The sequence below is a fragment of the Nitrospira sp. T9 genome (assembly GCF_052156535.1).
Classification (GTDB): domain Bacteria; phylum Nitrospirota; class Nitrospiria; order Nitrospirales; family UBA8639; genus Nitrospira_E.
Window position 1 is genome coordinate 112,655 of the sequence record NZ_JBQKUP010000042.1, and the last position, 26,436, is coordinate 139,090.

The 26,436-nt window shown below is 50.5% G+C and carries 24 protein-coding genes and 1 pseudogene; 11 read left to right on the forward strand and 14 right to left on the reverse strand.

Annotation, left to right across the window (positions count from 1 at the left end; translation table 11 throughout):
* Positions 1-195 precede the first annotated feature (195 nt).
* The 6 genes from ACTRXD_RS19940 to ACTRXD_RS19965 form a co-directional block, all read right to left on the reverse strand.
* Positions 196-549 (reverse strand): GIY-YIG nuclease family protein, encoded by a 354-nt coding sequence (locus tag ACTRXD_RS19940; protein ID WP_442433535.1) that lies wholly within the window; start codon positions 547-549, stop codon positions 196-198.
* A gap of 375 nt (positions 550-924) precedes the next feature.
* Complete coding sequence (locus tag ACTRXD_RS19945; protein WP_442433536.1) at positions 925-4,497, reverse strand: hypothetical protein; 3,573 nt, start codon at positions 4,495-4,497, stop codon at positions 925-927.
* A 923-nt stretch (positions 4,498-5,420) separates the two neighbouring features.
* Positions 5,421-5,669 carry a GlsB/YeaQ/YmgE family stress response membrane protein gene (locus tag ACTRXD_RS19950; RefSeq protein ID WP_442433537.1) on the reverse strand — a complete coding sequence of 83 codons (249 nt, stop codon included), beginning with the start codon at positions 5,667-5,669 and terminating at the stop codon, positions 5,421-5,423.
* Between the two features lie 97 nt (positions 5,670-5,766).
* Positions 5,767-6,393 (reverse strand): DUF2959 domain-containing protein, encoded by a 627-nt coding sequence (locus ACTRXD_RS19955; protein ID WP_442433538.1) that lies wholly within the window; start codon positions 6,391-6,393, stop codon positions 5,767-5,769.
* A gap of 103 nt (positions 6,394-6,496) precedes the next feature.
* Positions 6,497-6,934, reverse strand: coding sequence for a DUF2780 domain-containing protein (locus tag ACTRXD_RS19960; RefSeq protein ID WP_442433539.1), 438 nt, complete (start codon positions 6,932-6,934; stop codon positions 6,497-6,499).
* Positions 6,935-7,121: 187 nt separating this feature from the next.
* Entirely contained in the window at positions 7,122-9,584 is a 2,463-nt protein-coding gene (locus ACTRXD_RS19965; RefSeq protein WP_442433540.1) for an ATP-binding protein, read from the reverse strand.
* 336 nt (positions 9,585-9,920) lie between these two features.
* On the opposite strand from ACTRXD_RS19965, the gene ACTRXD_RS19970 reads away from it, so the two are divergent.
* The 6 genes and pseudogenes from ACTRXD_RS19970 to ACTRXD_RS19995 all read left to right on the forward strand — a co-directional run bounded on the left by ACTRXD_RS19970 (position 9,921) and on the right by ACTRXD_RS19995 (position 15,153).
* Positions 9,921-10,649, forward strand: coding sequence for an MBL fold metallo-hydrolase (locus ACTRXD_RS19970; RefSeq protein ID WP_442433541.1), 729 nt, complete (start codon positions 9,921-9,923; stop codon positions 10,647-10,649).
* A 290-nt stretch (positions 10,650-10,939) separates the two neighbouring features.
* Positions 10,940-12,148, forward strand: a complete 1,209-nt coding sequence (locus ACTRXD_RS19975) for a hypothetical protein (RefSeq protein WP_442433542.1) — start codon at positions 10,940-10,942, stop codon at positions 12,146-12,148.
* Positions 12,149-12,419: 271 nt separating this feature from the next.
* Positions 12,420-12,755, forward strand: a pseudogene (locus tag ACTRXD_RS19980) (macro domain-containing protein); the annotation flags it as partial.
* Positions 12,756-13,001: 246 nt separating this feature from the next.
* Positions 13,002-14,366, forward strand: coding sequence for a nicotinate phosphoribosyltransferase (locus tag ACTRXD_RS19985; RefSeq protein WP_442433725.1), 1,365 nt, complete (start codon positions 13,002-13,004; stop codon positions 14,364-14,366).
* Positions 14,367-14,381: 15 nt separating this feature from the next.
* Complete coding sequence (locus tag ACTRXD_RS19990) at positions 14,382-14,951, forward strand: isochorismatase family protein (protein WP_442433543.1); 570 nt, start codon at positions 14,382-14,384, stop codon at positions 14,949-14,951.
* A gap of 94 nt (positions 14,952-15,045) precedes the next feature.
* The gene (locus tag ACTRXD_RS19995) at positions 15,046-15,153 is read left to right on the forward strand and encodes an HNH endonuclease (protein WP_442433726.1); all 108 of its coding nucleotides are present in this window, start codon (positions 15,046-15,048) and stop codon (positions 15,151-15,153) included.
* A gap of 269 nt (positions 15,154-15,422) precedes the next feature.
* Here the strand turns inward: ACTRXD_RS19995 and ACTRXD_RS20000 are convergent, their stop codons facing one another.
* Positions 15,423-15,785, reverse strand: coding sequence for a hypothetical protein (locus ACTRXD_RS20000; RefSeq protein ID WP_442433544.1), 363 nt, complete (start codon positions 15,783-15,785; stop codon positions 15,423-15,425).
* Between the two features lie 320 nt (positions 15,786-16,105).
* Between ACTRXD_RS20000 and ACTRXD_RS20005 the strand changes: the two genes are divergently transcribed.
* Together ACTRXD_RS20005 and ACTRXD_RS20010 are read left to right on the forward strand one after the other, a co-directional pair.
* The gene (locus ACTRXD_RS20005) at positions 16,106-16,444 is read left to right on the forward strand and encodes a tRNA-binding protein (RefSeq protein ID WP_442433545.1); all 339 of its coding nucleotides are present in this window, start codon (positions 16,106-16,108) and stop codon (positions 16,442-16,444) included.
* 327 nt (positions 16,445-16,771) lie between these two features.
* A complete protein-coding gene (locus tag ACTRXD_RS20010) occupies positions 16,772-17,323 on the forward strand; it encodes a Spy/CpxP family protein refolding chaperone (RefSeq protein ID WP_442433546.1) in 552 nt (183 codons plus the stop codon).
* Positions 17,324-17,537: 214 nt separating this feature from the next.
* Here the strand turns inward: ACTRXD_RS20010 and ACTRXD_RS20015 are convergent, their stop codons facing one another.
* Entirely contained in the window at positions 17,538-17,957 is a 420-nt protein-coding gene (locus ACTRXD_RS20015; RefSeq protein ID WP_442433547.1) for a DUF6335 family protein, read from the reverse strand.
* Between the two features lie 511 nt (positions 17,958-18,468).
* Between ACTRXD_RS20015 and ACTRXD_RS20020 the strand changes: the two genes are divergently transcribed.
* Positions 18,469-19,023, forward strand: a complete 555-nt coding sequence (locus tag ACTRXD_RS20020) for a Slp family lipoprotein (RefSeq protein WP_442433548.1) — start codon at positions 18,469-18,471, stop codon at positions 19,021-19,023.
* A gap of 23 nt (positions 19,024-19,046) precedes the next feature.
* Here ACTRXD_RS20020 and ACTRXD_RS20025 read toward each other — a convergent pair whose 3' ends face one another.
* Together ACTRXD_RS20025 and ACTRXD_RS20030 are read right to left on the reverse strand one after the other, a co-directional pair.
* Positions 19,047-19,721: a L,D-transpeptidase gene (locus tag ACTRXD_RS20025; RefSeq protein WP_442433549.1), complete on the reverse strand. Its 675-nt coding sequence runs from the start codon at positions 19,719-19,721 to the stop codon at positions 19,047-19,049.
* 153 nt (positions 19,722-19,874) lie between these two features.
* Positions 19,875-20,369 carry a hypothetical protein gene (locus ACTRXD_RS20030; RefSeq protein WP_442433550.1) on the reverse strand — a complete coding sequence of 165 codons (495 nt, stop codon included), beginning with the start codon at positions 20,367-20,369 and terminating at the stop codon, positions 19,875-19,877.
* A gap of 529 nt (positions 20,370-20,898) precedes the next feature.
* On the opposite strand from ACTRXD_RS20030, the gene ACTRXD_RS20035 reads away from it, so the two are divergent.
* Both ACTRXD_RS20035 and ACTRXD_RS20040 read left to right on the forward strand, forming a co-directional pair.
* Complete coding sequence (locus tag ACTRXD_RS20035) at positions 20,899-21,081, forward strand: hypothetical protein (RefSeq protein ID WP_442433551.1); 183 nt, start codon at positions 20,899-20,901, stop codon at positions 21,079-21,081.
* On the forward strand, positions 21,069-21,365 hold the full coding sequence (locus tag ACTRXD_RS20040) for a type II toxin-antitoxin system RelE/ParE family toxin (protein ID WP_442433552.1): 297 nt from the start codon (positions 21,069-21,071) through the stop codon (positions 21,363-21,365). The genes ACTRXD_RS20035 and ACTRXD_RS20040 overlap by 13 nt, the downstream gene beginning before the upstream one ends.
* A gap of 69 nt (positions 21,366-21,434) precedes the next feature.
* On the opposite strand, the gene uvrA is transcribed toward ACTRXD_RS20040, so the two are convergent.
* The 4 genes from uvrA to ACTRXD_RS20060 form a co-directional block, all read right to left on the reverse strand.
* Positions 21,435-24,257 carry an excinuclease ABC subunit UvrA gene (uvrA, locus tag ACTRXD_RS20045; RefSeq protein ID WP_442433553.1) on the reverse strand — a complete coding sequence of 941 codons (2,823 nt, stop codon included), beginning with the start codon at positions 24,255-24,257 and terminating at the stop codon, positions 21,435-21,437.
* A 146-nt stretch (positions 24,258-24,403) separates the two neighbouring features.
* On the reverse strand, positions 24,404-24,793 hold the full coding sequence (gene crcB, locus ACTRXD_RS20050) for a fluoride efflux transporter CrcB (RefSeq protein WP_442433554.1): 390 nt from the start codon (positions 24,791-24,793) through the stop codon (positions 24,404-24,406).
* Between the two features lie 95 nt (positions 24,794-24,888).
* Complete coding sequence (locus tag ACTRXD_RS20055) at positions 24,889-25,722, reverse strand: ROK family protein (RefSeq protein ID WP_442433555.1); 834 nt, start codon at positions 25,720-25,722, stop codon at positions 24,889-24,891.
* 44 nt (positions 25,723-25,766) lie between these two features.
* Positions 25,767-26,363, reverse strand: coding sequence for a nucleoside deaminase (locus tag ACTRXD_RS20060; protein ID WP_442433556.1), 597 nt, complete (start codon positions 26,361-26,363; stop codon positions 25,767-25,769).
* Positions 26,364-26,436 lie beyond the last annotated feature (73 nt).

Genomic DNA, 26,436 nt, shown 5'->3' on the forward strand with positions numbered 1-26,436 from the left:
ATCCGGCCCTGGCCTAGCCAGATGCTTTGCCCTGCTCAGCATGACAACAAACAATGAACGAGGAAAAGGTAACTCGGCCGTGCATCCCGCCCTCGGCTTTGTCATCCTGAGTGAAGCGAAGGATCTGGGCCCAGCTCACCCGGCCTATGGCTTGGCCAGATGCTTCGTGCTGCTCAGCATGACAACCTATGACATTTACCAATCTGCAGAAAGATCCACCCATTTGGGGTTGGTAGTGTTAATCAATTCCAGCTTCTTCGCGCGTGTCCAACCTTTGAGCTGTTTCTCCCGATTGAGTGCCGCATGAATATCCCGCGTTTCTTCAAAGTACAATAATCGTGTGATGCGGTACCTCGATGTGAAATGACTGCCTTGTCCCTGCCTGTGTTCATAGATTCGACGAGTGAGATCATTGGTGACCCCGGTATATAAAGTGCCGGATTGGTTTGTCATGATATACACATAGTATTGTTTCATCTGCTGGTTTGGCCTCTCCGCTTTGTCATCCTGAGTGAAGCGAAGGATCTGTGCCCAGCTTAACCGGGCCATGGCTTAGCCAGATGCTTCGCGCTGCTCAGCATGACAACCAAGCAAGGAATGCGCCTGAAATGGGCGTTGATCGGCCATCCCTCCCTCAATCTTGTCATCCTGAGTGAAGCGAAGGATCTGTGCCCAGCTCACCCGGCCCATGGCATAGCGAGATGCTTCGCCTTCAGCTCAGCATGACAACCAAAAAAAATGAACCAGGCAGAAGGTAACTCGGCCGTGCATCCCGCCTTCCGCCCTCCGCGTTGTCATCTTGAGTCGGACGAAGGATCTGTGCCCAGCTCAGCCGGGCCTTGGCTTAGCCAGATGCTTCGCCTTCAGCTCAGCATGACAATAATCGATCACATTCGCTTCCTAGGTTTTTCCAGTTCAGATTCCTTACTGAAGCACGATCTCCCCTTCTGGGGTGAAGGAATAGGTTTCGGCTCCGATTAATTCCAGCACCTTGGCCAGATCTTCCCAGTTGGGAATGGCGGCGGTGAGTTTTTCGATGTTTTTCATTTTGGCGATCGGGATGCGCTCCAGTCTAAAGGTAGGGATCAGGCTGCCTTGGAAGTGGATCGTCAGGTTAAATTGGCCTCTGGCTATTTCCACCATGACCCGCGAGGGATTCGCGAACTTTAGTTGCGCACGAACATTGGAGATCGTCGGTTTGCTCCCTTCCGGGTCCAGGAACACGAGGAGACGATCCAGCGCTTCGTTTCCGATGTGCGTAATGTGCAGATTGCATTCTAACCGGCTCAAATCCACGGCTCCCGTGGTTTCCTGCAATAGGGTTGTGAGTCCAATGGTGGCGGCGATGTTGCTATCCCCGATGATTTTAGATTCTGTCTGAATGAGGCGGTTGGCATCGAGATTCGCTATTTCAAATTCCGCCGATAGACGCAGGGGATGTTCGGCGGCGATGATGACATTTCCCCCAATCCCTCCACCCAACACATTCATGGCGAGATTTTGCATTTTCAGGGATTGTTGCTCAAACGCCAAATTCGTCGAAAGGTTTTCGACTGTGAATGGCCCGAGCTGAAGCCGATCAATGGTGAGGGTCTGCCCTTTCCGGGAAAACGATTTGAGCTGGGCAATACGGTCGGATGGTTGAAAAGGCTTTTTCGGCGGAGACGGGAGTCCATCCGGTTTCCAGTCCAGTGATTTTCTGAGCTGTAATCCACCGTTCATATCGCGGAGTTCCGTGCCATCCCGCGTCAAGGAGAGAGTTTCGGACCCGATCTCCACAGAGGCGTCCAGACTCCCTTGTTCTTTTTTCAGCATGGACAGGGTGACCAGGGCCTTGCCGTTTCCCTGAATCCCCAAAGGTTGGAGCGCTTCTTGAAAGGTTTCCACATCCAGAGCCAGGCGGGTGTGCAGTTGGGCAAAGAGTTTTGCCAATTGGGTGCCACGTGGCGAGGTGGAGGACAACAGCTCACGCAAGCCCACCACCGTGCTCTTAATGGAAAGGTCGACTCCCGTTGATGTCACATGGATCGGATCAATCTGGACCTCATTAAGATCAGGAGACGATAGGTTCACGTGCATAGAAGTGTTGGCTAATTCCCTGATCGGGAGGGTTTCCGGCAGGTGAATACGATTGAGCGTGACATCAGTCGTGAGTTGGGTTTGAGGTGCCGCTTGTGGGGAATAGGCCACCGTGATGGTGCCGTTGCCTCCCTGAACCCGATATCCCGAGACGGCTCCCTCAAGGTCCCGCATCGTGAGTTTTCCGTTGACTCCCAACGGAAGGGTCAATTTTTTGAGATCATCTTCCGTGGGGACCCTACCCGCTGTCCGCAGAATCAGGCTGATCCGTCCTTTTGGATTGATTTCATCTACTCCCTTCATGAGCGGTCCCGATAGATGCGGGAGAAGGTTGCCGACATGGAGAAGGGGTAGCTGCAGATCTACGTCAAATTGTTGGTTCGCCTGCTGATACCGGGCTTTCATCCCCAAATCTAATATTTCTTCGCTGGTCAGTCGGAGGCTCTCCAGTAAATAATCCTGTTTGATCACATCTTCCTTGGTTTTTAATGTCAGTCTGATTGAAGGAAGGGTGGCCCTCAGGGATGGATCCTGGTAGGTCAGGTTGCCGAGCGTGACCTGGAGCTGGTCTTCGGAGCGAAGGTTCGTGGGTTGATAGGTCGGAGAGAGATGGCCTTGAAAGTTAGATTTCAGGATCACATGGCTGGTCCCGATTGTCACCATATCAGCCGCATGGAGGTCAGAGAAATTTGACGCAAATCCGACCGTTCCCTGAATCGCACCATTGGTTTCCTGATAGCCGGAAGAAAGCAGGAAAGTAAGTTGGTCCAGGGTGCCTTCTGCGCCGAAGGGTTTCAATTGAGCTTGAAGAGAGGACAGCTTAAGCGCCGCCGTCGCTTTTGCCCATTCGGGACGGAAATCCGGATGAAGAGCTCCGGTGGCGTGCAGCACAAAGTTATCCGGTTCTGACCCTTTTTGGAGAACGAGTCCTTGAAGCAGGTCTTTGGGGATGAGAGAGAGTAGGGCGCTTATTTTTGGGGACAGACGAAGTTTCAGCGAGGCATTCATGCCTTCCTTCGGGGCAGGATGAGGTTGTATCGCGCCGTTCATCTGTAAGGTCGCATAAGGGCTAAGGTCTGCGTTCAGATGCTTTACCTCTATGTGACGGGTGTGATGATTGCCACTGGTATCGAGGGTCACGGCAAAAGGAAGAGTGAATGGTGTGCCAAGTAAATCGCCGGGTAATGCCGTGGTGCCGGAGACCTGCAGGTTTCCCGAAAATGGGCCTGAGGCCTGATAACCGCTCTGGAGACTCAAACCAAAGTTTTGGATTCCATAGGCTTGAAACGTCAATTCATGAATAGAAAATTTCGCCGAGACGTTTCCCGTCAACGGGAGGTTCTCCTTGATCTGCAGTCTTTTGGCAGCGAATGCCAGATTTGTCGGTCCCACGGTCAGGGCGTGGCCTGGTAGATGCACTTCGACATTTTTTCCGTCTAATCCCGCGTGGATGGTCCCCTCAAATCCGGAGTCGGGAAGTGAGCCGGCGAGGGTGAATGAGGGAGACAGATTTCCCCCAACTGAAGCCGTGGCAAATTCGGGCGGTATAAAATCTTTGGCGAGGGCCATAATTTTTCCGAGGTCAAGATCCGTATCGGCAAGAGAAAGATTCACAGCTTTTTGGGTTAAGAATTCGTTGATGGTTCCGGCAAGTGTGAGACGAAGGGCCGGATCCGATTCAATGGTGAGCTGTTTCAGGTCAAGATGTTGAGTCGGAAGATGAATTGCGGTGTCAAACTTCACGACCAAGGGCAGTTGAATGTGTTTCCCTTGAAGCGCCACCGCGACCTGCTTAACCTGCAGCGTGCCGCTGAGGTGTGCATCATCCGATGAAATGGCCCCCGAACTCTGGAGATTCAGATCGGAGAGGTTCACCGTGAGGTCGGGCGACACCACAAGCTGGATATTGCTCTCGATAATTTTAAGGGTTTCCAGATCAATCGAGACAGGAAGAGTCGGAAGGGTTGCGGGTTCGGAAGTGGGTGGGGGAGGTGGTTCCGGTGCTCCCTTCGTGAGTTCAGGCAGATTGAGTACTATGTCTGCCTGATCGATGGAGATTTCGTTGATGGTGAAGGTGCCCTTCAGCAGTCCAAAAAGGCTGTAATCCAATGTCAGGTGTTCGAGTGTGAGTGGGATTTGGCCCGGCTTGGTCAATTCCAATTGACTGACTCGAAGGCCGGTCAGCAGATTAAACGAAAGGGATTGGATTCTGGCCGTTCCTTGAAGAAGCTCGGAGAGCCGAATTTCCAGCTCTTGCCGGACCATGTCTGAAGGAAACCAGTAGGTCAGTAACAGACCCGCACAGAGAAGAAGGGCCAGTATGCCCATGACTAACCAGACGAACCATTTTAAGATTTTTCTTGAATGTGGCGGCGTTGCCGACGGAGGCGTGTCTTGTTGGGGGGTATTGGAAGTCATGGAAGAGGGGAAATCCTATTGCCGGAAACCGACGAGATCTTTTTTGTTATTGGAGTTCAAACAGATCATACAGAATACATGGTTCTGGTCTTAAAGCTTAATTAATGGTAGCGGAAATCCATCTTGATGTTTGTCAGTCAAAAAATTTTGGTATGTGAACGTATCGCACTTGTGTCACCAAATCATTCTGACATCGTGCTTTTCTGTATTGCCGGGTTTCGCCCCGGCAGGCGAGGCCCTTTTGTTTTGGCAAAAGGGCCCAAAACCATTGACGCCCAGTCTGGTCTCATGGGAAGCGGAGGGACGCCATCCTTTAGGAGGGCGAGCCAACTCGCTCCGCTCAAACAAGGCCCGCCAGCTGAAAAGAGCGTCCCACCCTTGGACCAGACTGCAGGCGTGGAACTCTGGGAGACGAACATATCAGTGACTCCCATGAAAGAGGGAAAAGTCTTATGTTCTGTAGGATCCGTTAAGACTCCCATGCCATATAACGGCTATTACCTAAGAGTTTAGTCAACTTTATGCCTTAAATAAAGGAATGGAATTTTTATCGGGATACCTGATTGGGGATTTCCTAATGCGAGAGAAACGGGAACCGTTTCGGAATGACAGAAGTCCCCATGTGGGTCTGTTGAAAAAAGCCGCCAGCGGCGTTCTCGCCATTTTCCCGTGCTCACAGCGTACGCTCCGCGCGGAAAAACGGTTGCGGCCTTGCTGGACGGACCCTTCGGGAAGACTCAGGGCATGCTTTTTTGAACCGACCCGGAGCTTTTGATGAGTCATCTAATCCTGGGCAAATTTGCCCTTGAACATCTTTATTATCACTCCCCATGTGGGCTTGTTTGATACGATCGGGAACGGGCAAGGCTGGGGACACACAGAGAGGAACGGAAGTTGAAGATTAGTGGTGTGGGGTTAATTTGTTATCCTTTGATCATTCGGTAGGCAAAAAGGAGCAGAAAAGATCCGCCAACGGCGATGCCAAAACTTGGCAGATTAAACCCGGTGACCTCGCCATAGCCAATGTAGGTGCTGATCAGTCCTCCCACCATGGCGCCGGAAATCCCAATCAGGATGGTGATGAACATTCCACCAGGGTCCTTTCCCGGCATGATGATCTTTGCCAGGACCCCTGCCATAAGGCCGAATACGATCCAGGAAATGATGCCCAACGAAGACCCTCCTTGTGATGAACCACTGTATGCGTTACTCGCCTACCTTTTGGTGGGCAGTGCGAGTGACACGTTGAGTCGGCCAATAGCCAAATGGTTACGTCTTATCTTTTTCCATTGAGGCGATGAATGAATCGGCTTCCTTAATGGAGGCGTTCAATTCCTTAATGAGGGCGGCGATATTGCCTTCCACCGAAACCAATTCACTCTTTAATGACGCGATTGTTTCTGCATTCAGGTTGTGTTTCAGAAAGAGGACTTGGTCTTTGAATTTAGCCAATACCGGATCCATTTTTGTTTCCGCCCGTTTCATGGCTTTGATCAATTGAGCATATTGGGTGCGTGTTTGTGTGAGTTGCTTTTGGCTGTTTTTGCGCAAGGCGGCGCTGGAATATTCTTTCAGTTCAGCCTCCCATTCATCGAATAAGGCCTCAGAGACATCTTCCACGGACGCGATGCGATTCCGAACCGCTTGGGCTTTGGCCTCGCTCTTTTCGTATTCCGCATTCAGGACGTCGTATTTTTCCTGTAACTCACCCCCCTCGATATTGAGGGTTTTGGTAAACCGGTCAAGCGCCGATTTGAATTGTTCTTTGGCTTCCTGTTGGGCATCCCGAGCTTTTTCCACATCACTGACCATCAGGTCGCGTTTGTGGTAGCCGATTTTTTCCATCGCATCATAATAGACACTCTGACAACCAACCGTGCTCAGACTCAAGAGCATGATTAACCATGTCAGGTAAGGAAAGAGTCTACGAGAACCTCTTGAAGTACAGTGGGAGTACATCATGGCATCCTTGTGCAAAGGGTTCATATTCGCCCAATCATCAGGTAGTCGAGGCCGCAGGCTTTAAGACTTTTTCCAATAGACCCTTCATGGAATCCCCGCCTTGATTTTGGACGAAGGAAAGAACGATCGGCACAAACTTTCCAATCATGTCGGGGCTTAATCCCAGTTGGGAAAATCCACTTGCCAAATTGGCAAGGTTTTCCAATCCCCCCATCTTCCCGCCTAATCCCCCGGCTCCGAGTGAAGAGGCGAGGCCTCCTAACGCTCCCATCATGCCGCCACCGGCAGAGGCTGCTGTGGAGGGAGCGGGTGCTGCTCCTAAGAGGTCCTTAACCGCAGGAACCTTGTCGGCCAGTTGTTGGAATTCGCCCGCGCCTAATTTGTCTTTGGCCAGATTGAACAAGAGACCGGCGCCCCCTTTGGCTTGGCCTTCATTGACACCCAGATTGCTGACGAGTTGTTGAATTAATTCCATGGCAAGACCTCCTGATAAACAATCGAATGCATGGACACACGGGTAAAGATCAGTGAAAGGTGGGCCAATGGCTCACACTTCAGTCGATCATTGATGATGTCGCATCAGCCGTAGGTGATAAGATACGGGATATGCCGCTCTAAAAGAAACCAGAATCGCCAAATCGTTGGCTGGAAACTCTAGAGGGTCAAAGCCACGCTGGAGTCTGTTGGCCGTTGGTTCCTGTCCAATACGGGACCCATGCCAAACACACCAACTTTGTGGAAATATTCGACTTTTTGGGGCGCACATTGAGAGTCTCCAGGGGAATGGTTTCGACATCCCACTGTGCGGTTAGTGATTGAATCTCTTCTTGTAACTCCGCCTCTAACGCAGCCAATTGTTGTTGAAGGGCGTCCACGTTTTCCTCGGCACGATCCACATCCTTGCCTTCTTTCATGGTTCGGCTCATGCCTCGAACGGCGGATGTGGCCTGGCCCATCGAAGACCGGCTGACGGTTTTACGGCCCATGAATACCGATAAGAGAGTCGCGCCGATAGAAATAACCGTTTGGAGTTTTTGTTGTTTGGCTTGCTCGGATTCACGTTGTACGGCCTGTTCGGCCCGCCGAATCCGGTCTTCGAGTGTCGTCATTTTTCCGGCATATTTTTTACGGAGTGCGTCGGTCTCCTCATCCCGACGTTCGCGGATGAGCTGTTGTAATCGAAGGCGGAAATCACGTTCCGATTCATGCGGGCCGGAAGTCACCCCTAACGAGGCACTCCTGTATATGTCCAAGGTTTGCGTCCGGTAGACCCACTCCTCAAAATCCTTTTCCCATTCCTTAAAGGATTTCGCCCGGGTGGCGGCGCCTGGCAGCTCCCCAAACTGTGCTCCGTCAGCAGGATGGGTATTCAAATCGGCAGGTGGAATATCGAGAGGGTCTGCTTGATCCCAATGGACCGGTACCGCGCCCGTTTTTATCTCTACAAGGGCTTGGATCTCACGGACTTCATCCAATTTCGTTTTGGCATCCTGGTAATGGACCGATGCGGCACCATACAGTTGTGGGTAATAAATAAGTGAGACGTCTGCGGGCCTGGCTCCCCGAATGGGTATGAAATGTTGGCGGATGTCCGGAGGAAGAACCGGTGGATGCGTGGCGCTTTCTTTAGGAGGTGTTCCGGTATGAGATTGAGAAGCGGCGGTTGGGGTTTTGGCGGAAGCGGATGAGGCTAGAGAAACTGAAAGCGCCGCTTTCACCGGATCCATCAAGGTTTTGATTTGCGGTCGGGTTAAAGGCCCTCGAAGATAGGACAATGCCCAACGGGTCTCAAAAATTTCTGGCCCATCGTCATGGACATTGTTCATGAGAAACACCCGGTTCCCGAGGCCGGAGATAACCTGCTCCATCTTCTGACGATTGAAGTTTCCTTGACTGTTGGCCGCCGCGCCTTCCAATCCATCCAATACGCGGGCCATGTCCCGTTCGGTCTGGAGTCGTCCGATAAACCACGTTCCCGTATTGCCCAATCCTTTGTAATCCAGGTCAACCGGGTTTTGAGTCGCGAGGACGACGCCCAAGCCAAAGGCTCGAGCTTGTTTCAACATGGTGAGCATCGGGGCTTTGGATGGCGGATTTTTGATAGGAGGAAAGAAGCCAAAGACTTCATCCATATAGAGCAGTGCGCGCAGGCTGGTGGTGCCCGATTGGCTTCGCATCCAACTGACCATTTGAGTGAGCAGGAGACTGACAAAAAACATGCGCTCGGTATCATTCAGGTGCGCGATGGAAAAAATGGCGATGCGGGGCTTGCCGGCAGGCGAGTGCAAAATCTGATCGATATCCATCGGCTGGCCTTCCAGCCAGGCAGAGAACCCCGGTGCTCCCAATAAATTATTAAAACGCATGGCTAACGCAAAGCGATCCTTCGAGGAAAAAACTGATTCCAAATCCATCACGCCCAACTTGGAAAACGGCGGGGTTTGAATTTGTTGGATGAGCGAGGAAAGGGTGAGGTCTTGTCCGGCTTCCCAGGAGGTTTTCAGGACATTGGCGAGCAGAATATGTTCGGGGCTTTGCAGCGGGTCGGCATCCAGACCAACCAGGTTGAGTAAGCTGGTTGTCGTGGTGCCCACCCGGTCCCCTAAAAGTTCTGCGTCTTCAAGAATGTTGGGGGAGGGAACGGCGAACGATTGGAGAATGGATACAGGAAGTCCTGCCGTGCTGCCAGGGGTATAAACCAGAAAGTCCGCTGCTTCCCGGAGTTTCGCGATTCTGGCTCCATCCTGTCCCCACGCTTCCAAACCCGCTTTCCATTTGGCCGCTTCCTTGTCTGCGAAAGCTTCCGGCGTGAGGGCTTTTTTCTTTGCGTCATCGTGATTGATCCAGGGAAGAAAATCGCTGCCATGGAGATCGGGAAAGGTCAGTAATAGGTTGGCGATATCGCCTTTGGGGTCAATGATGATGGCCGGGATATTGTCGATTGCGGCTTCTTCCAACAGACCAATACACAAGCCGGTCTTGCCGCTGCCCGTCATGCCGACGCAGACCGCATGGGTGACCAGATCTTTCGAGTCATAGAGGAGGAGGCCGGGTTTTGCTGATTTGGTGGCGAGGTCGTATGGCCTCCCTAAATAAAACACCCCGAGCTTTTCAAAATCAGTCATGGTCAGCCACTCCCTTCGCTCACTTGCAAATTGAAGTTCCCTGGTTAAAAATGGGTGAGGGAAATTCGTTTTCTGATTATGCTTTTCAAAGGCATTGTAGCCCTGTGCCAGGGATACGATACCAAAGAAGCCAGGACCGTCGCATTAAATAAGGATTCATGAAATCAATAATGGTCCAGACAATTTAGAGCTCAACCCTATGAGCCCTATGGCAAATTGACATCCTTAGTCGGTTGACCAAAAATCAAATTTATTAGGCTCGAATACTTTTTAAGGAGCCAGGTGGATCTCTCATATCCTAAAGGGGGCGGCCCAATCGATAACGAGGAGAGTCTCATGACCATAACGAATAAGCAGTCAGGAACCAATGTGCATGAGATTGCTGACGGGATTTATCGCATTTACACCCCGGTTGTGATCGAAGGTGCAGGCGCGTTCTCGTTTAACCAATATCTCATCGTGGATGATGAACCACTGATCTTTCATACCGGCCCGCGGAAAATGTTCCCATTCGTCCGTGAAGCGGTGGCCAGCGTGTTGCCGGTTGAGAAACTTCGATACATTTCGTTTTCTCATGTGGAAGCCGACGAATGCGGGTCACTCAACGAATGGCTGGCCGCTGCTCCCCAGGCTGTGCCGTTGTGTGGGACAGTTGCGGCCATGGTCTCAATCAATGACCTTGCCGATCGTGCACCTCGCGCCCTAACGGATGGAGAGCGGCTCACTCTGGGCGAACATACTGTGCGCTGGTTCGACACGCCGCATCTGCCTCATGCCTGGGAATGTGGCTTACTGATGGAAGAGCGGACGTCGACGTTGTTTTGCGGCGATCTGTTCACGCAGGGAGGAGCTGACCACTCTCCTGTTACGGAGTCGGACATTCTTGGACCCAGCGAGGCCTTCCGCCACCAAATGGATTACTTCTCACACACCAAAAACGCAGGGGTGCTTCTTGAGAAGCTGGCCTCGACACATCCGACAACACTTGCGTGCATGCACGGCAGTGCATGGCGTGGCGATGGGACACAACTCCTTCGCGCTCTTGCTGATGTACTCCAGGCATAATTAACCTCTTATTTGGCATGGACAAGTCCCTTCCCCGTGGATGGTCTCCACTGAGTGAACCTGGAACTGAATGTGGACGTTTAGCCGCCATCAGGCCGCGAATTGTACAAAAATGTTCATGAATGGAGTGGCAGGCCCTGGAAAACTGTTCGAAGGTGTTAGGGCAAAATGACATCGGAATGCAGTCCGCTTTTAAGTACCAGGTCCACTGGTTGCGAGTTCGGAATTTAGTTGGTTCCCATTGGCCTTTGGCCCACTACTCAACCGGGGACTCTGTTGGAAGGAAAATTATGAATATAGGTCGATTAAATATCCCCAAACCTGACATGGGCAATGTAGCTTTTGTCCACGACATTCAGACTAGGCTTTATTTGCATTATTCAAGATTGCTTGAAAATGAAGGGCCTGGGGCAATAGTACTGAAAGCTCTTGAGAAAGATCCTAGAGTGCAAGCGTTGGAGGGACAACTAATTTCACGGGGGAGCGGTGCCGCCACATTTGAAATAAAGAACTTGGCAATGTGGTTTTTATGGGCGGCCAACGAATTTGGATCCTTGGTCGCAGAACGTAATTTAAACAGATTTCTAGACTCAGAAAATATTCCGGTCATAAACACCTTATGGGTCATTGGAATCGAGGTAGATAATCCTATCGTATTAGAAAATGGTGTTGGGATCATTTCTGTCGAACAAATGCCCGATTCACGCGAGAAGGAACAATATTTAAAGGATGAATATTTTTTTAGACAATTACACAGTCTGCCCATGCCTAAAGCAGCGATTACCTATGAATGCGAAGTGGCGAAAATTTCTAGAAATGATAATTCTTTTGCCCAAAATAAAGACAGGCAGTTTTGGGAATCATCTAGCCTCCTTGCTGATGTTGCACTTTTACTTAATGCAATTGATGGCGTTTCATGTATATCTTACTTTTCGACCTCGTATAGTTCGATGGGAATGCCGATGGGTATGTTTGGCGGAGCAAGTGGCTCTGGTCCCTTACATGAAATATGGGGATCTAGTTCAACGAAACTATCTGCAAACAACACGTTTGAAATTAATGAACTTCTGAGTGCCTTTCATAGGTTGTCACCCGGAAATAAAATGCGTATGAGCAGAGTACTATCACGCCTATCTCAAGCGAAACGTAGGAGGCAAATTGAAGATAAAATACTTGATCTAGGTATTGCATTAGAAATGGCGCTTCTGGATGACAATAAGAATAACGATCAGCTTTCCCTATCGTTCCGTCTTCGTGGGAGTTGGCTTATTGGTTCTACCAATGAAGAACGGCAAAATATTTATCATAAGCTGAAGGAACTATACAATTATAGAAGTCAGGTCGCTCACAGTGGTGCACTTTGCGAAAATGACAGGAGTAAAATTGAAAATATAATACAGAACTTTCAAGAATACGCTTTGTTGGCTGAGAAAATAATTCGTAAAATGATTTATATGGATGTTCCTGACTGGACAAAAGTCATTCTTGGAGAGATCTAATAAATGCATTCAGTCACCCTCCGTGCTGTTGGTGCCTGATTTAGAGTGTGTGTCTGGCGACCTTCATTGGTAGGGTAAGGTAGGGGATCCCGCTATTCCAACAAGTAAGGAGGAAGCTGCAGTGAAGCTAGGTCTCAGTTAGGATAAGGAATTCAGAACTACCCCAAGGCGGATAACCCTGAAAGAGCGGAGTTACAGTCTCATTCTGAAACAAAAGATCAACGGCATTACGATCGAATTTGTGCGGGGGAATATCGCAAGTCAACCCGACATGGATGCGATCGTTAACGCGGCCAACGCCGAGTTACGCAGTGGGGGCGGGGTTGCCGGGGCCATTCATCGCGCTGCAGGACCAGGGTTGGAAAAAGAAGGTCGGGCGCTGGCTCCTATCCGTCCCGGTCAAGCGGTGCTCACCGGAGCACATCGTCTTCCCAACCGTTACGTCATCCACTGCCTCGGCCCGGTCTACGGTCGAGACGAGCCGGCTGAAGCGCTTCTTGCCAACTGCTACGCCAATGCCCTCCGCCTGGCTGAACAGCGCGGCATTCAGTCAATGGCTTTCCCGGCTATCTCAACCGGCATCTTTGGCTATCCAATTAGGGAGGCGGCACGAGTTGCTCTGAAGACGGTCTTGGAAGAAGTGCCACGGTTGTCCTCCGTCACGCACATCCGGTTCGTGTTGTTCGACGAGGAAAGTCAACAGTGTTTTGAACGCATCCTTGGAGAACTTTCCTCCTCCCCTGGGAAGTCATCCGGAACGATGGGAACTCCACGTGATTCTCTTGCCGGTAGGGGGAAACACCTCGAACATTTTACCTCTCCAACATTACCGGGTCTTTCACCGACGCCTTCTATGCAGGACGAAAGAGGCAATGGCCTGGCGCTCTTTACCGATCTGTACGAGCTGACGATGCTCCATGCCTATTACGAGGAGGGCATGATGGCTGACGCCGTCTTTACCCTCTTCGTTCGGCGTCTACCGGTCCGGCGGAATTTCCTATTGGCTTGTGGAGCGGATACCGTCCTCGATTATCTGGAAACGATTCGTTTCAGCGAGGATGATCTGGCCTATCTGGACTCGTTAAGGCAGTTTTCCGGCAGGTTCCTCAACTGGCTACGTGATTTTCGTTTTACGGGAGAGGTGTATGCCGTTCCCGAAGGAACTCCCGTTTTCGCCAACGAACCGATCCTCGAAATTGTGGCGCCGTTGCCGCAGGCACAGATTGTGGAAACCTTCATCATGAACCAGATTCATGTCCAGACTGTGCTGGCTTCCAAGGCGCAGCGTGTTGTGGCTGCGGCGGAAGGACGCCCTGTGATCGATTTCGGTCCACGCCGGATGCATGGGATCGACGCCGCGCTCAAGGCGGCTCGTGCGTTCTGGATCGGCGGGGTTGCCGCGACCTCGAATGTCCTCGCGGGCAAACTGTATGGTGTGCCGGTCGCCGGAACCATGGCGCATAGCTATATTCAGTCGCATGAAAACGAAGCAACAGCGTTTCGGGCATTTGCTCAACTGTATCCCGAGACCGTGTTGCTTGTTGACACCTACGATACGTTGGCGGGCGTCCGGAAGGTGATTGATCTGGCGAGAGCCCTGGGTGATGATTTTAAGGTTAAAGCCGTGCGTCTCGACTCCGGTGATTTGTTGGATCTTTCCCGAAGGGCACGCCGTTTACTGGATGATGCGGGCCTAAGGGATGTCGAGATTTTCGTCAGTGGGGGACTCGATGAAGATGCGATTGCGGCCTTGGTGTCGTCGGGGGCGCCGATCGATGGCTTTGGCGTGGGCACCAGTATGGGGGTTTCGAGCGATGCGCCTGATCTGGATATCGCCTACAAGCTTTCCGAGTATGCCGGAAAGGGCCGGCTCAAACTATCAACGGGCAAACCGATCCTTCCCGGTCGTAAGCAGGTGTTCCGCATTGTGGAGGGGGAACATGACGTGCGTGATGTGATCGCCTGTGACGATGAAGTTCCGGTTGGACGACCTCTTCTGGTTCCGATGATGCGGAACGGCAAGCGGCTTCCCGAGCGAAGGGTCGATCTCACCACAGCACGACAATATGCGCAGGAACAAATTTCCCGTTTGCCCGAACGAGTGCGGGCAATTACCCCTGCCGATTCCGCTTATCCGGTCGAAGTGAGTAGAACACTGGCCCACCTTCAGCAGCAAATCATCAAAGACCTTACCAATAACCGAAAAGGTTCCACCTAATCGGACAGCTATACCATGACAGAAGTCAGCAATTCCCTAAAATCCGGCGATGCCCTACTCCTCGTCGATGTGCAAAAAGACTTTTGCCCCGGTGGGGCGCTTGCCGTTGAGGGCGGTCATAGGATCGTGCCCGTCCTCAACCGGTGGATTTCAGCTGCAAAGGCCAAGGGTGTGCCGGTCTATGCCTCACGGGATTGGCACCCGATCGGCCACATGAGTTTCAAGGAACAGGGCGGCCCATGGCCGCCTCATTGCATTCAGGATAGCAATGGCGCCAGATTTCATCCGGATCTTGTGTTGCCCGACTCAACCATTCTTGTAACAAAAGGTGTCCGGTTTGATCGGGATCAGAATTCCGCGTTCGACCAGACCGGCCTGGCTGTTCAGCTTAAAAAAGATGGCATCCGCCGATTGTGGGTCGCCGGGCTTGCTGAGGACGTATGCGTCCTGGCGACGGTGCTGGACGCACGCCGGGAAGATTTTGAAGTTGTGCTTATCCAAAACGGCACCTGCCCCATCACATCCGAAGGTGGTGAGAAAGCCAGGCGTCAGATGCAAGAAGCCAGCGCCCACTTCGTTGTTTAAGGGACAAATGTTCGCGTCCGCGGTGGCCGAATGTCGACCGGGAATCGATCGGCTTTCGACCGATTACAAAATCGTGGCCTCAGTTATGGGTAAGATGGATCATATTGTTCCGTATTCTAAGGGTGGCACTTCCTTGAAAGTCGAAAATATCCAACTTTTATGTGCACGCCACAATATTGAGAAGAGTGCGAACATTCAATGAATACAACCAGCAATTCTTACGAAGCATGCGGTTTACCCACCTCCGCCCTGCTCCAGGGCAAAACGTTGTGAATTTTATCTTATAATTAAGCGGCGGGAAGCAGGGCTGCCGAAGCGGCAGAGCCGGCCAAAGCCACGGTATTTGTACTCATGACTCAGCAAACCTTCAACCGTAGACAATCGAATGAGATTAAGGGAATAGCAAGCGCCAATCCGACAATGAAGCCGTCCGGTTTCTGTTTACCTAAGAATCAAGGTCAACTCAGTACTCTATTTAAACTTAATGGCGGTTCCTTTGACCGTGGTACAGGTAAAAGTATAGACGTTGTAAATGGGAATGAAACCGTACAGGCTGCTTTCTGCTGAGACATTGAGTAAGGCATCTCCGCCCGTGGTTTCTAAAGCTTTATCCACCGCTTTAGCCATGTCCGATTGGCCAAATGGGATAATGGCCAAAATGAAATGACGGCAAGCTTGTCCTTCAGTTGGTCCTAACTCCTCATAGCCCTGGCTGTTTTTCAAAAGCGAGGCTGGGTCGGCTGAGCTTTTGGTCACAATTCCCAAATTCCCCGTGGTACTGCATCCCACCAACATACATGTTAGTAACAGAACCAAACGCCAGATTTTGGACATGTTATTCTCCTTAAGATACGGTCAGGTTAAATCACATTGGTGTGAGTCGGCATAACCTCTTGCAATCTTAAGCAAAACATTTGGACTTTTTTTGGGGACATGAATCTGTTCTGGAAATCGCTGTTTTTGAGGAGATGGTCTAGCCTCTAGCTGGGTAACATAGCTGGGGACCAAACAGGATGAGAGGAATAGGAGAATATATATTTTATTGGACCTCCAGGAGGTAAGGCAAAGGTAGAGAATAAAAGTGAGAACAGGCTTCGGAAGAAGGGTGCTACGCTTATACGAAAAACTGTTATGAGTTAATTAAGGAGGCTGAAGTGCAGACCATTTCATGGGATGAATTTATAAAAGTCGAGCTTCGCGTCGGGCGCATTGTGAGTGCGGTGCGGTTCCCGGAAGCCAAAAAGCCTGCCTACATTCTCCAGGTTGATTTCGGGAAGGACATCGGCATGAAGAAGTCGAGCGCTCAGGTCACGGTCCTTTACAAGCCGGAAGAGCTAGTGGGTAAGCTGGTGGTCGGCGTGGTGAATTTTCCAAACAAACAGATCGGTCCTGTGATGTCGGAATGCCTGGTCACGGGATTTCATACTGAGAACGGGGAGGTGGCGTTGTGTGTCCCGGACAAATCGGTTCCTCTAGGCAGAAAGTTGTTGTAGTTTCTCTGTTGCTTAAACTATCTGTTGTTAGTGCCGTGTTTTACAGCAAGTCTTTGTACAAAAGTTCCATCTACTTCGGAATATTTAAAATATCGTGAGGTCTTTGTGGGATGGGTGGGAAGATGGCTGGAGATCATGACATACATGCTGTCGCCGGACCTTTTCAGTATGTTGGATACACCGACCCGGCCTGTCTCCTTGTAAGTTACTGAGATTTTAAGAAACCAGGGTTCTTGCCAGGTGTGAGAGGTATACTGCTCTTTGATAATGGACATAATCATTTATTGGAAAAGAAATGGCCAACCGCTTTAACCAAAGGAGACGACTATGGCGTTCATACCTACATTAAAAGAGCTATTTCGGCATGATCCTGGAATAAATAGTCTCCTTATTCTCCTTTCTATGGTTTTTGCATTAAGCGGCTGTGCGCATAATGGAAAAAGTTCTACCGAGGGAACACGTTCTCATGAATTCTATACGCACGAATCCGAATCCCCGCATACAACTCCAAATTTTGTGGATCACCATCATTTTTCCAGCACAATGGAAGAAGAATTAAAGCTGACCGATGAACAAAAGGAGGCCTTTCACCGGCTTCGACTTGATTACGATAAAATGGTCGTCAAAAAAACCGCTGATGTTCGAACGGCGGAAGTCGATCTTGCGACCCTGCTCGGGAAGGATGAGCCAGACCGTCAGGCGATTGAAGAGCAGGTCAAAACCATTGGAGCCATTAAGGAAGATATGATGATGGCGCGCATTGATTCCCTGCTGAAATTGAGAGGTGTGTTAACTAAGGATCAATACGGAAAATTTAGAGAGATCTTGCATCAACGCATGAATCAGGTTGAGGGACATTCCCCCCATGGTGGTATGTAGTGCGCACGGTGGGCATTAAACAGTGTTGGAAGTATGGGAAATTGGATGAACATCCAGAGCGCATTGAATGTTTTTACAGGTAAAATTTTTCCTTGTGGCTATGAAATGGGTGGGTGGGGATGATCGATCTCACCCATTCATACGAACCCGTTTGTAGTACGGTTGTTTAAAGCTCTTTTCCATTGAACCTTTCGGCTGGCTGTGCTGAAGAAGCTTATCGATATCTTTTGATGCGTTCCGCATAATCTTCAGAGGATGCAGGATCGAGTTCCCATCGGTGGGTATCCCGGTCATACACCTTTTCTCCTGCAAGTTCTTCAGAATTATCAAAGGTAAGACCCACCGCTTCGCCCAACTCATCCACGGTATCTTGATCCGGAGTAGGATTGGAACCCCCTACGGTTTCATCGCCGGAACTCCCCGCGTCCATGGTTGCGTCAAGATCTCCACCGAAAAGTCTGGCCTGTTTTTGTCGACTGTTTCCACGAGTAAGGACTACCTCCGATTCTTGCTGAGCCCCTGTCTCGCTATTTTCCTCTTGGATAGCTTCTTCAGCAGGATCTTGATTTTCAATATATTGCCTGATCATCGTATCCGCATCCCGTGATGGATTTGTTTTTTTCTTTCCGGTCATGGATCCTCCTCATCTTGGATAAGCAGCAAATAATTTTGAACTTTGTAAAAGGGTTTAGGTCTTTACTGTATCCCATGGCTAATGAGTATCAAACTGGAGAAAACCCTTGGGAATTCTCAGGCGGGGGAGACTGTTAAGAGTTCTATTGACGATAGGAATTTAGGCGGGACTGGGGGATTGAAAAAGGTGGCGTGGGGCGGGAGTGCATTTTCGATATGCCTTTGTTCGATATCTTCATCGGGCCGATTATTCGGCGACCATCCAATCCACTGTATTCCCAACAAAATTTTGGAGAAATGTTTAAATCTTTGGAGACCGATGACTAATATCGTAAAACTTTCCTGTCCGTAATGGGCCACTATCACCAAGGGTTATTGGCAGGATTCAAAGCTGAGCGAACAAGTTAAAATTTAGAAGAATACAGATGGTATCCATAATAAATGAAAAATTTGGCCCTTATTTTGTCGACTTGTTTTTCTCGTATTAAAATCCCTCAGGAGAAATCGCTGCCATGAAAAATTCAATCATCTTATCCATACTGTTTCTTTCGCTTATGTTTGGGGGATGTTCTCGATATCAGGTGATCCCCAAGGGTTTGGAAAATCAAGTCAACCACACACTGGACTTTAAGCAGGTTCGAGAGAACCCTGAAAATTATCAAGGAGAGTTAATGGTTGTCGGAGGAGAGGTGCTATCGGTCCATCGAAAGCAGGATGCGACCAGAATTGAAGTTCTTCAGCTCCCACTGAACGATGATTTTACTCCAGCAATTCATCGCACCAAAACTCAGGGTCGATTCATTGCGCTCTCGAAAGGGAAGGATCCAGTAGATCCAGCAGTGCTTGAAAAAGGCAGAGCCATATCCATTGTCGGTGAGATTATAGGCCGTGAAACCATCCAAGTGGGTGAAGATACCAAAGAGGTTCCCATTTTTGGCATCAAAGATTTGACCATATGGGATGAGGCACTGTATTGGGGCCGAGGCTATTCCGGATTTGGTTGGGGACGAGGCTATCCAGCGGGTTATTTTACCGGCTATCGTCCGCTCGCATACCCCTATTACTGATAGTTTTGAGCCCCTGAAATTGTTCAGATAATGATGATCGGGGTGCCCAATTGGACGGTTTCAAACACAAATTGAAGATCTTTAGGATGCAGTTGAATGCATCCGTGGGTGACATCCTGGCCTAATAAATTTGAGTACAAGGCACCATGAATGAAATATCCATTGCCAAAACCCAACGCATAGCGCCCGAGTACTCCCGGTTTTAATCGATCAGCCATCTTGTCAGGAACCGGATCGCCTTGTTCGATGAAGGCCCAATCGGGACGAATCCACACCGGCTTTTCTAACTTGCTCTGAATACTGAACGTACCCTTGGGAGTTTCGAACGTCCACGTTCTTTCCGGATTCCTGGGGTCCGCTAAGGTGTTCCCGCTGCCGGTTGAGGCAAGGGCCTCATGCAGAACCCGATCGCCTTCTTTCACGAAAAGCCGATGTCGGGATGTATCTACAAGAAGATAGATTGTTGCCTGCGGTTTGAGGGGCATGTGATTTGGTAAGTGACTGGAGGCGGTTTGGAGTGGCTGGGATAGTGAAAATTCAATTTCCTTATAACGGGTCTGGCGCATGTGTGCGGAGGTATCGTCCAGAGTTTCATCTGGAGAAAGACTGTTAGATACCTGGAGGAAGGGTATGGATAACGGGATGGATTTGGCAGAATTCAGGAAAGGTGAAGCGAAGACAACGAGCAAGGGAAGCATCAAGACTCCCCAAGCTAGCGCCGCCCAGAAAACTAGGGAACCGGTGGTTCTGATAGTTTCAAAAGTCTTCCGGGGAAACTGAAGATCTCGGTTGTCGGGAGCCATGCTGGGACATCACCACCAGAGACCAAATTAACCATAGAAGCCGGCAAGCTATTGTGAATTTTCGTTAACCATACTGATGGCCTGCTCAATGTGCTCATACACGGCCGAAGCTTTTTCCGTGGCTTGTTTGGCCTGAGTTTGGGCCATTTCGAATTTCTGTTCATCAAAATGAGTTTGACCGGTTCGAAGAAGGGTTCGAGCTGAATCCAGGTCCCGCTCCAAAGCGTATAAGGCCAGGTCCGATTCCTTGCCCATGGGAGCTCGACGAAGGAGTTGTTCAGCTTTTCCTATGGCAAAGTTCGCGTGATCCAATTCTTCCTGGGCTGGTTGGCGGAAGGGTTCCGATGTTGTGGCAGGCAGAGAAACATTTCCTTGCTCGCTCGTGCTTGATGGAGCCTGCGCATCTATTGGCGCAATTGCTGATGTTGTCGGTGCCGGCTTTTCCTGGGTAGTCGGTGAGGCTTTTTCTTCGGAATCAGAGCATCCTTGGATGCCGACGGCCAAGATAACGAAGAAACAGAGAGTGATAACTTCCTGTCTCACTAAGGATGGTTTTTGAAAGGAGGAAAAGAGCATAAGGTTAAGCCAATCTGAATCAAGAAAAGACCTATGATACTACTATAAATGAAATACTAGCTTTGAGAAAGCTGGTAAAAACCCTGGCCTATCTTATCCGAGGAAACCAGGGATGATTGAAACAAGGTGGCCTTCGTTGCCTGAGGCGCAACAGTCACTCTTCAGGGGTAGGGGGTAAATCTTTTGTTGGGTCCTTGGTTTCTTCGCCCGCGTCTTGAATCGTTGGGCTGCGACCTATTTCGGCCGCATTTGCGAACAGGCTCCACAGACTTCATCGCTATACAGCCAAAAGTAGCCTACTGTTTTTTGAAACGTCAGAACATTTAGCCGCTAAGAGATACTGGGCAGGAGCGAGCAGAGGTGGGGCTATTGCCAATCTCTTTCGGTGGGCCCTCGGTGACAATATTGCCGCCGGATTCGCCGCCGCTGAAGGCGAGATTGATTGCTAAATTGACCAGACATTGAATTGTATACTCTGGCAGGGTATCCTTTGAGAATGACAACCAAACAAAAAGTTATGAAAGCGGTAGAGGGACTTCCCGACGATGCGTCTTTTGAGGATGCGATGGAACGTCTACTATTTTTGGCCAAGGTCGAAAAAGGCATTCAGCAGGCTGATGCTGGTCAAACAATTCCTCATGAGCAGGTGAAGCAAAAGATGCAAAAGTGGTTGAAGTAAGGTGGACTCCTCAGGCAGCGGAAGACCTTCATTCAATCGTCGAATTCATCGCTAGAGACTCTTCTCAGTATGCCCGCCTCCTGGTTGTAGATATCTTTCAAGCTGTTGAGCGCATTGCAGCGTTTCCCCAGTCTGGCAGGATTGTTCCTGAACTAAATGATCCTATTGTGCGAGAGGTTATTCTGGGCAATTACCGGCTAGTCTACCGTTTGAAAGATGCCAGTCTAGAATTGTTGACGGTCTATCATGGTGCGAGATTGCTGGATCCGTCGAAGCTCGGATGAGAGAAAAGAGGCGATTCCTTCAATTGCTGTCAAACGGAAGTTATATATGGCGTTCATTGGTAAAACCTGTTAGTTTTGGAAGACCAGTGGTTTTAGATATTGGCCGGTGAGTGACTGAGGGCTGTTGGCAATCTCTTCCGGCGGGCCTTGGGCGACGATGTGGCCCCCTGATTCGCCACCGCCGGGGCCTAAATCGATAACCCAATCCGCGCATTTGATCACGTCCAGGTGATGTTCAACTACCAGGACCGTATTCCCTTCCTCGACCAGTTGATTCAAGACGGTTAACAGGCGCGTGATATCTTCAAGGTGCAGTCCCCTGGTGGGTTCGTCCAGGATGTAGAGGGCACCGTTGTGGTCTGAGTTGGCGGTTGATCGTTTTGGGGTGTTGGTCAATTCCCGCGCAATTTTCAGCCGTTGGGTTTCGCCTCCGGATAATGTTGTGGCTGGTTGTCCCAGTGTGAGGTAGCCAAGCCCGAGCTGTTGAAGCACGCGCAATCCTTTGAGGACCTTGGGACAGGAAGCCGCGAAGAAGGGGGTCGCTTGATCGACGGTGAGGTTCAACACATCATGAATGGAATGTCCTTTGATGTGGACTTGTAGGATTTTTTCTTTGAACCGTTTGCCTTCACAGTCTGCGCAGGGCACGTAGAGATCCGCCAGAAAATACATTTCCAGTTTTTCATACCCGTTCCCCTGGCAACGAGCGCATCGGCCTTTCCCGGTGTTAAACGAAAAATGCGCGGGCGTGAGCCGGTGCGCCCGCGCTTCTGGCGATTGAGAAAATAAGGCCCGGATTTCATCATAGGCTTTAATGTAGGTGATGGGATTCGAGCGCGGGGTCTTACCGATGGGTTCCTGGTCAATAAGGCAGACGGTTCGGAGATGTTCCGGCCCCGTCATGCTTGCCAGCTCGGGTTGGGGAGGAGTGTCCACCTTAAAAAAGCGCGCCAGAGCTGCATAGATGGTGGCTTCGACTAAGGTGCTTTTTCCCGATCCGGAAGGACCCGTGATACAGACCAGCGTGCCGAGGGTAATGTTGACGGTGAGGTTTTTGAGGTTTTGTTCGTTCACTCCTGTGAACTGAAGAGCTTGTCCATTTCCTGATCGATGTTTGGAAGGTACGGGAATGGTTCGTTCCCCACGCAAATATTTAGCGGTGAGTGATTGGGGATGCTTGAAAAAGGATTGGTAGGGGGCCGCGCAGATGACCTCTCCGCCTTGATCGCCTGATTGAGGTCCCAGTTCGACGATGTAATCAGCCTGTTGAATGATCTGCGGATCATGTTCCACCACAATCACGGTGTTGCCCCGCTCCGCCAACTCCCGCAAAATCATGCCCATGGCCTCGGTATCGCGGGCATGGAGGCTGATCGTCGGTTCATCCAGGACATACTGTGTGCCCATGAGCTGACTGCCCAGTTGTGTCGCCAGATGAATACGCTGAGCTTCGCCTCCGGATAACGTCCGCATTTCCCGGTTGAGTGTGAGATACTCCAACCCTACGCGCAGGAGAAATGACAGTTTCGTTTGCAAAGCCATCAACAGATCCCTGGCGATCGCCTCCTCAAATGTTCTTAGCGGCAAGGTCTGAAGCCATCGATGAAGATCAGAGAGGGGCCATCCGCATACCTCGTGAATGTGGCAATCATGAATCTTGACCATGAGAGATTCCGGCCGTAAGCGGGTTCCCTGGCAGGTTGTGCAGGGGAAAGGACTGCGATACCGGCTTAGGAAGACCCGGACATGCATCTTGTAGCGTTTGCCTTCTAGATAGGTAAAAAAATCATTGATACCCTCGAGCTTTCCTTTTCCTTTCCAAATCAGGTCTTGTTCTGCTTGGGTGAGTTGGTTGTAAGGTGTGGTCGGGTCGAGGTTTTTCTTCTTGAAGGCTCTGAGCATTTCTTTCTGCCACCACACATTGGACGGTTTTGTCCATGGTTCGATCGCCCCGTCTTGTAAGGATTTGTCGGGGTCGGGAATTAGTAACCGTTCGTCGTAGCGGAGGATGTTGCCGAACCCTTTGCATTCGGGGCAGGCTCCAAGTGGATGATTGAAGGAAAAGGATACGGGTCGTGGCGTCGGGAACGTCCTGCCGCAGCCCGGGCATGAGAGGTGTGCACTATAGGCTAGGGGTTGGTTATCCCCGATGCAGACAATCGCGCGGCCCTCACTTTCGCGAAATGCTGATTCCAACGCTTCGACCAATCGGCTGCGGGATTCCGTATCCAAAGTCAGGCGATCAACGACCACCAACAATTCCGATGGCAGCGGGGAGGGGAAGGGGTCGGTGTTGAGGTTGATCAGTTGGTGGTTGATGACGACACGAATGAAGCCTTGTTTTAAGAGTGACGTGTGCATGAACTCAAGTGCGTCAGGATGGGGGGCGGATTTTGGAAAAGAGACGAGGGCGCGTTGATTGGGGAAACGATTCAGTAAATCTTGCGCGATCGTGGTGGGGTGGTGGACAATGGCTTCCACCTTGCAGTCGGGGCAGGTCAAACGTCCGATTTTGGAGAATAGCAACCGGAGATAATCCGAAATTTCACTGGTGGTGCCGACGGTGGAGCGCGAAGTCCGAATCGGATTTTTTTGTTCCAGGGCAATTGAGGGACGGATATTGGTGAGTCGGTCCACATCAGGCCGTTTGACGCGGTCCAGGAACATGCGCGTATAGGACGAGAGCGATTCCACATAACGCCACTGGCCTTCTGCAAACAGGGTGTCGAAGGCCAAAGAGGATTTCCCGGATCCTGACACACCGGTGATGACGGTGACGGCGTTGTGCGGGATACGGAGAGAAATATTTTTAAGGTTATTTTGCCGTGCGCCTTCAATGATCAGGTCCGCATGGGGAGAGTTGGAAGGTGCAACCGGTTTTTTTGAAGACATATTCAGGGATGCCGACCATTCGGATAGTGAAAAAGACGAATAATGTTTGTACCCTGTTCACCCCCTTCCCGCCAAGTGGCTTCAAGAGAAGGAATCCACTCTCCAATGTATTTTATGAATTGAAATGAGGAAGAAGGGCCTTAGGCTTACAGCCGGCCTAATGTATCACCTACCCAGACAGCGGCTAGACCCACGAAGACATGGATGATGATATTGGCGGAGGCTTTGAGCATGGCTCCGTCTTTCAGGAGTGCCAGGGATTCGAACCCAAAGGTCGAGTAGGTCGTGAATCCACCCAGAACGCCGATAAACAGAAAGATTCTGGTGTCCGTTCCTAGCATATTCCTGGACTCGGCCAATCCATGGAGCAATCCGATCAGGAAACAGCCGAGAATATTGACGGCCAGAGTGCCAATCGGGAAGGCAAGAGTCGGACTCAGGCGGTTAAAGAAGCCGGAGATCACAAATCGGCCTACCGACCCTAAAAACCCACCCAGACCAACCCAGAACAGTTGAGGTAATCCGTACGGAATCATGGTGGTGTGTGCCGGTTAGGCGATTTCCCTCAAGATGAAGGGAAGCCGCAACTTGGCGTGGAACGAGCTGAGGGATGGGGAAGCGTTTATGGGTTTCAATTTTTTTTCTTCTGGAGAGTTTTTGATGACTTTTTTCGAGAAGCCTGTTTGCGTGCGGTTCCTTTACCAGGGACCTTAGGCTTAGATGGAATGACCACATTGGGATCGGCCCAGAGGGCTATTCCCCCGAGGAGACCTGCTGTATTTGAGACGATGGTGGCATGAGATGGCAATGGAATGGTGACCTTTTTGCCGTTTCCTCCGCCAATGTAGAGATGGTCGAAATTAATCACTCGATCTAATATGTCAATCGCTTTGGCCAGCCGGAGATTCCATCTCTTTTTCCCCACATTTTTCAATGCGCTGGCACCCAATTGTACTTCGTACGTTTGTTGTTTCCGAAAGGGGTGGTGAGCAATTTCCAAGTTTGGCACGAGGTGCCCATTAATAAATAAGGCGGTTCCAAATCCGGTTCCCAGGGTAATGACCATTTCGACCCCTTGGCCTTTGATCGCTCCATAGCCCTGCACATCCGCATCATTTGCTGCCCGAACCGGTTTATGGAGGTATTGTTTGAGTTCTCCAACGAGATCGGTTCCAGGCCAGGATGCGTCCAGGTTGGGGGCTGTTTTCACCCGCCCCTGGTGAATGACGCCCGGAAAGCCCACTGATACGCGATCAAACCGGCCAAGAGTTTTGGCAATATCTGAAATAAGCGGGATGATGGCCTTTGGCGTAGCGGGTTTTGGTGTGACCATTCGTACCCGTTCAGCCAGAGGTTGGCCGGACTCATTGAGCAGGAGGCCTTTAATCCCGGATCCTCCAATATCAATGGCGAGGGTAATGGTGGATGTGTGTGCAGCAATTGATTTGTTCGGTTTAGGAGTCATCTATGTTTCTCCTTGAAATTGGGAAAGGAAGATATGTCTCTCATCTACCCTTTCCGGCCGTTATACACCTCCCCGCCGTTTTGAACATATTTCTGGAGTACAGAAGATGCGCTGGTTCGCCTAATATCCATGGTTACGGCAATCCCCCTCTGCTCAAGTTCCAAAATCCAATTTGCCGGTTTGGGGCCTTCGTCAAAACCAACCGCTTCGGCGTCGCTTCCTCTGGCGCCACAAACGATGTGTCGAACGCCTGACCAGGAAATCGCTCCCAGGCACATACTGCATGGCTCGCAACTGGTTACCAGCTCGTGGGTGGGAAATCCGATGGCTCCTAAATTATGGGACCCCACGATTTGCTGTGCCATTAGCATCGCGACGACTTCAGCATGGGCCATTGAACTTTTCGACGAAAGAACAAGATTCACCCCTGGCGCGACGAGTTCTTGAGTGTCCAAGCGGAAAACCCCTGCTCCAAATGGTCCCCCGGTTCCATATTGAATGTTGAGTTGCGCCAGCTTAATGACCAGGTCCATACGGGAATCCTGAGTTGGGTAGGTCTCCGGTTGTTGGACAAGGTAATCGGCGACCCAGGCTGGTAACTCAAGACAATATGGTTGAAAGCGGATGGAAGGGATGCTCATATCAGAAAGTCAGGGATTTGCGTGGCAGAAGGTGTGAAGAACGGTTATCTGATTGTGGTGCCGGCATCAAAAA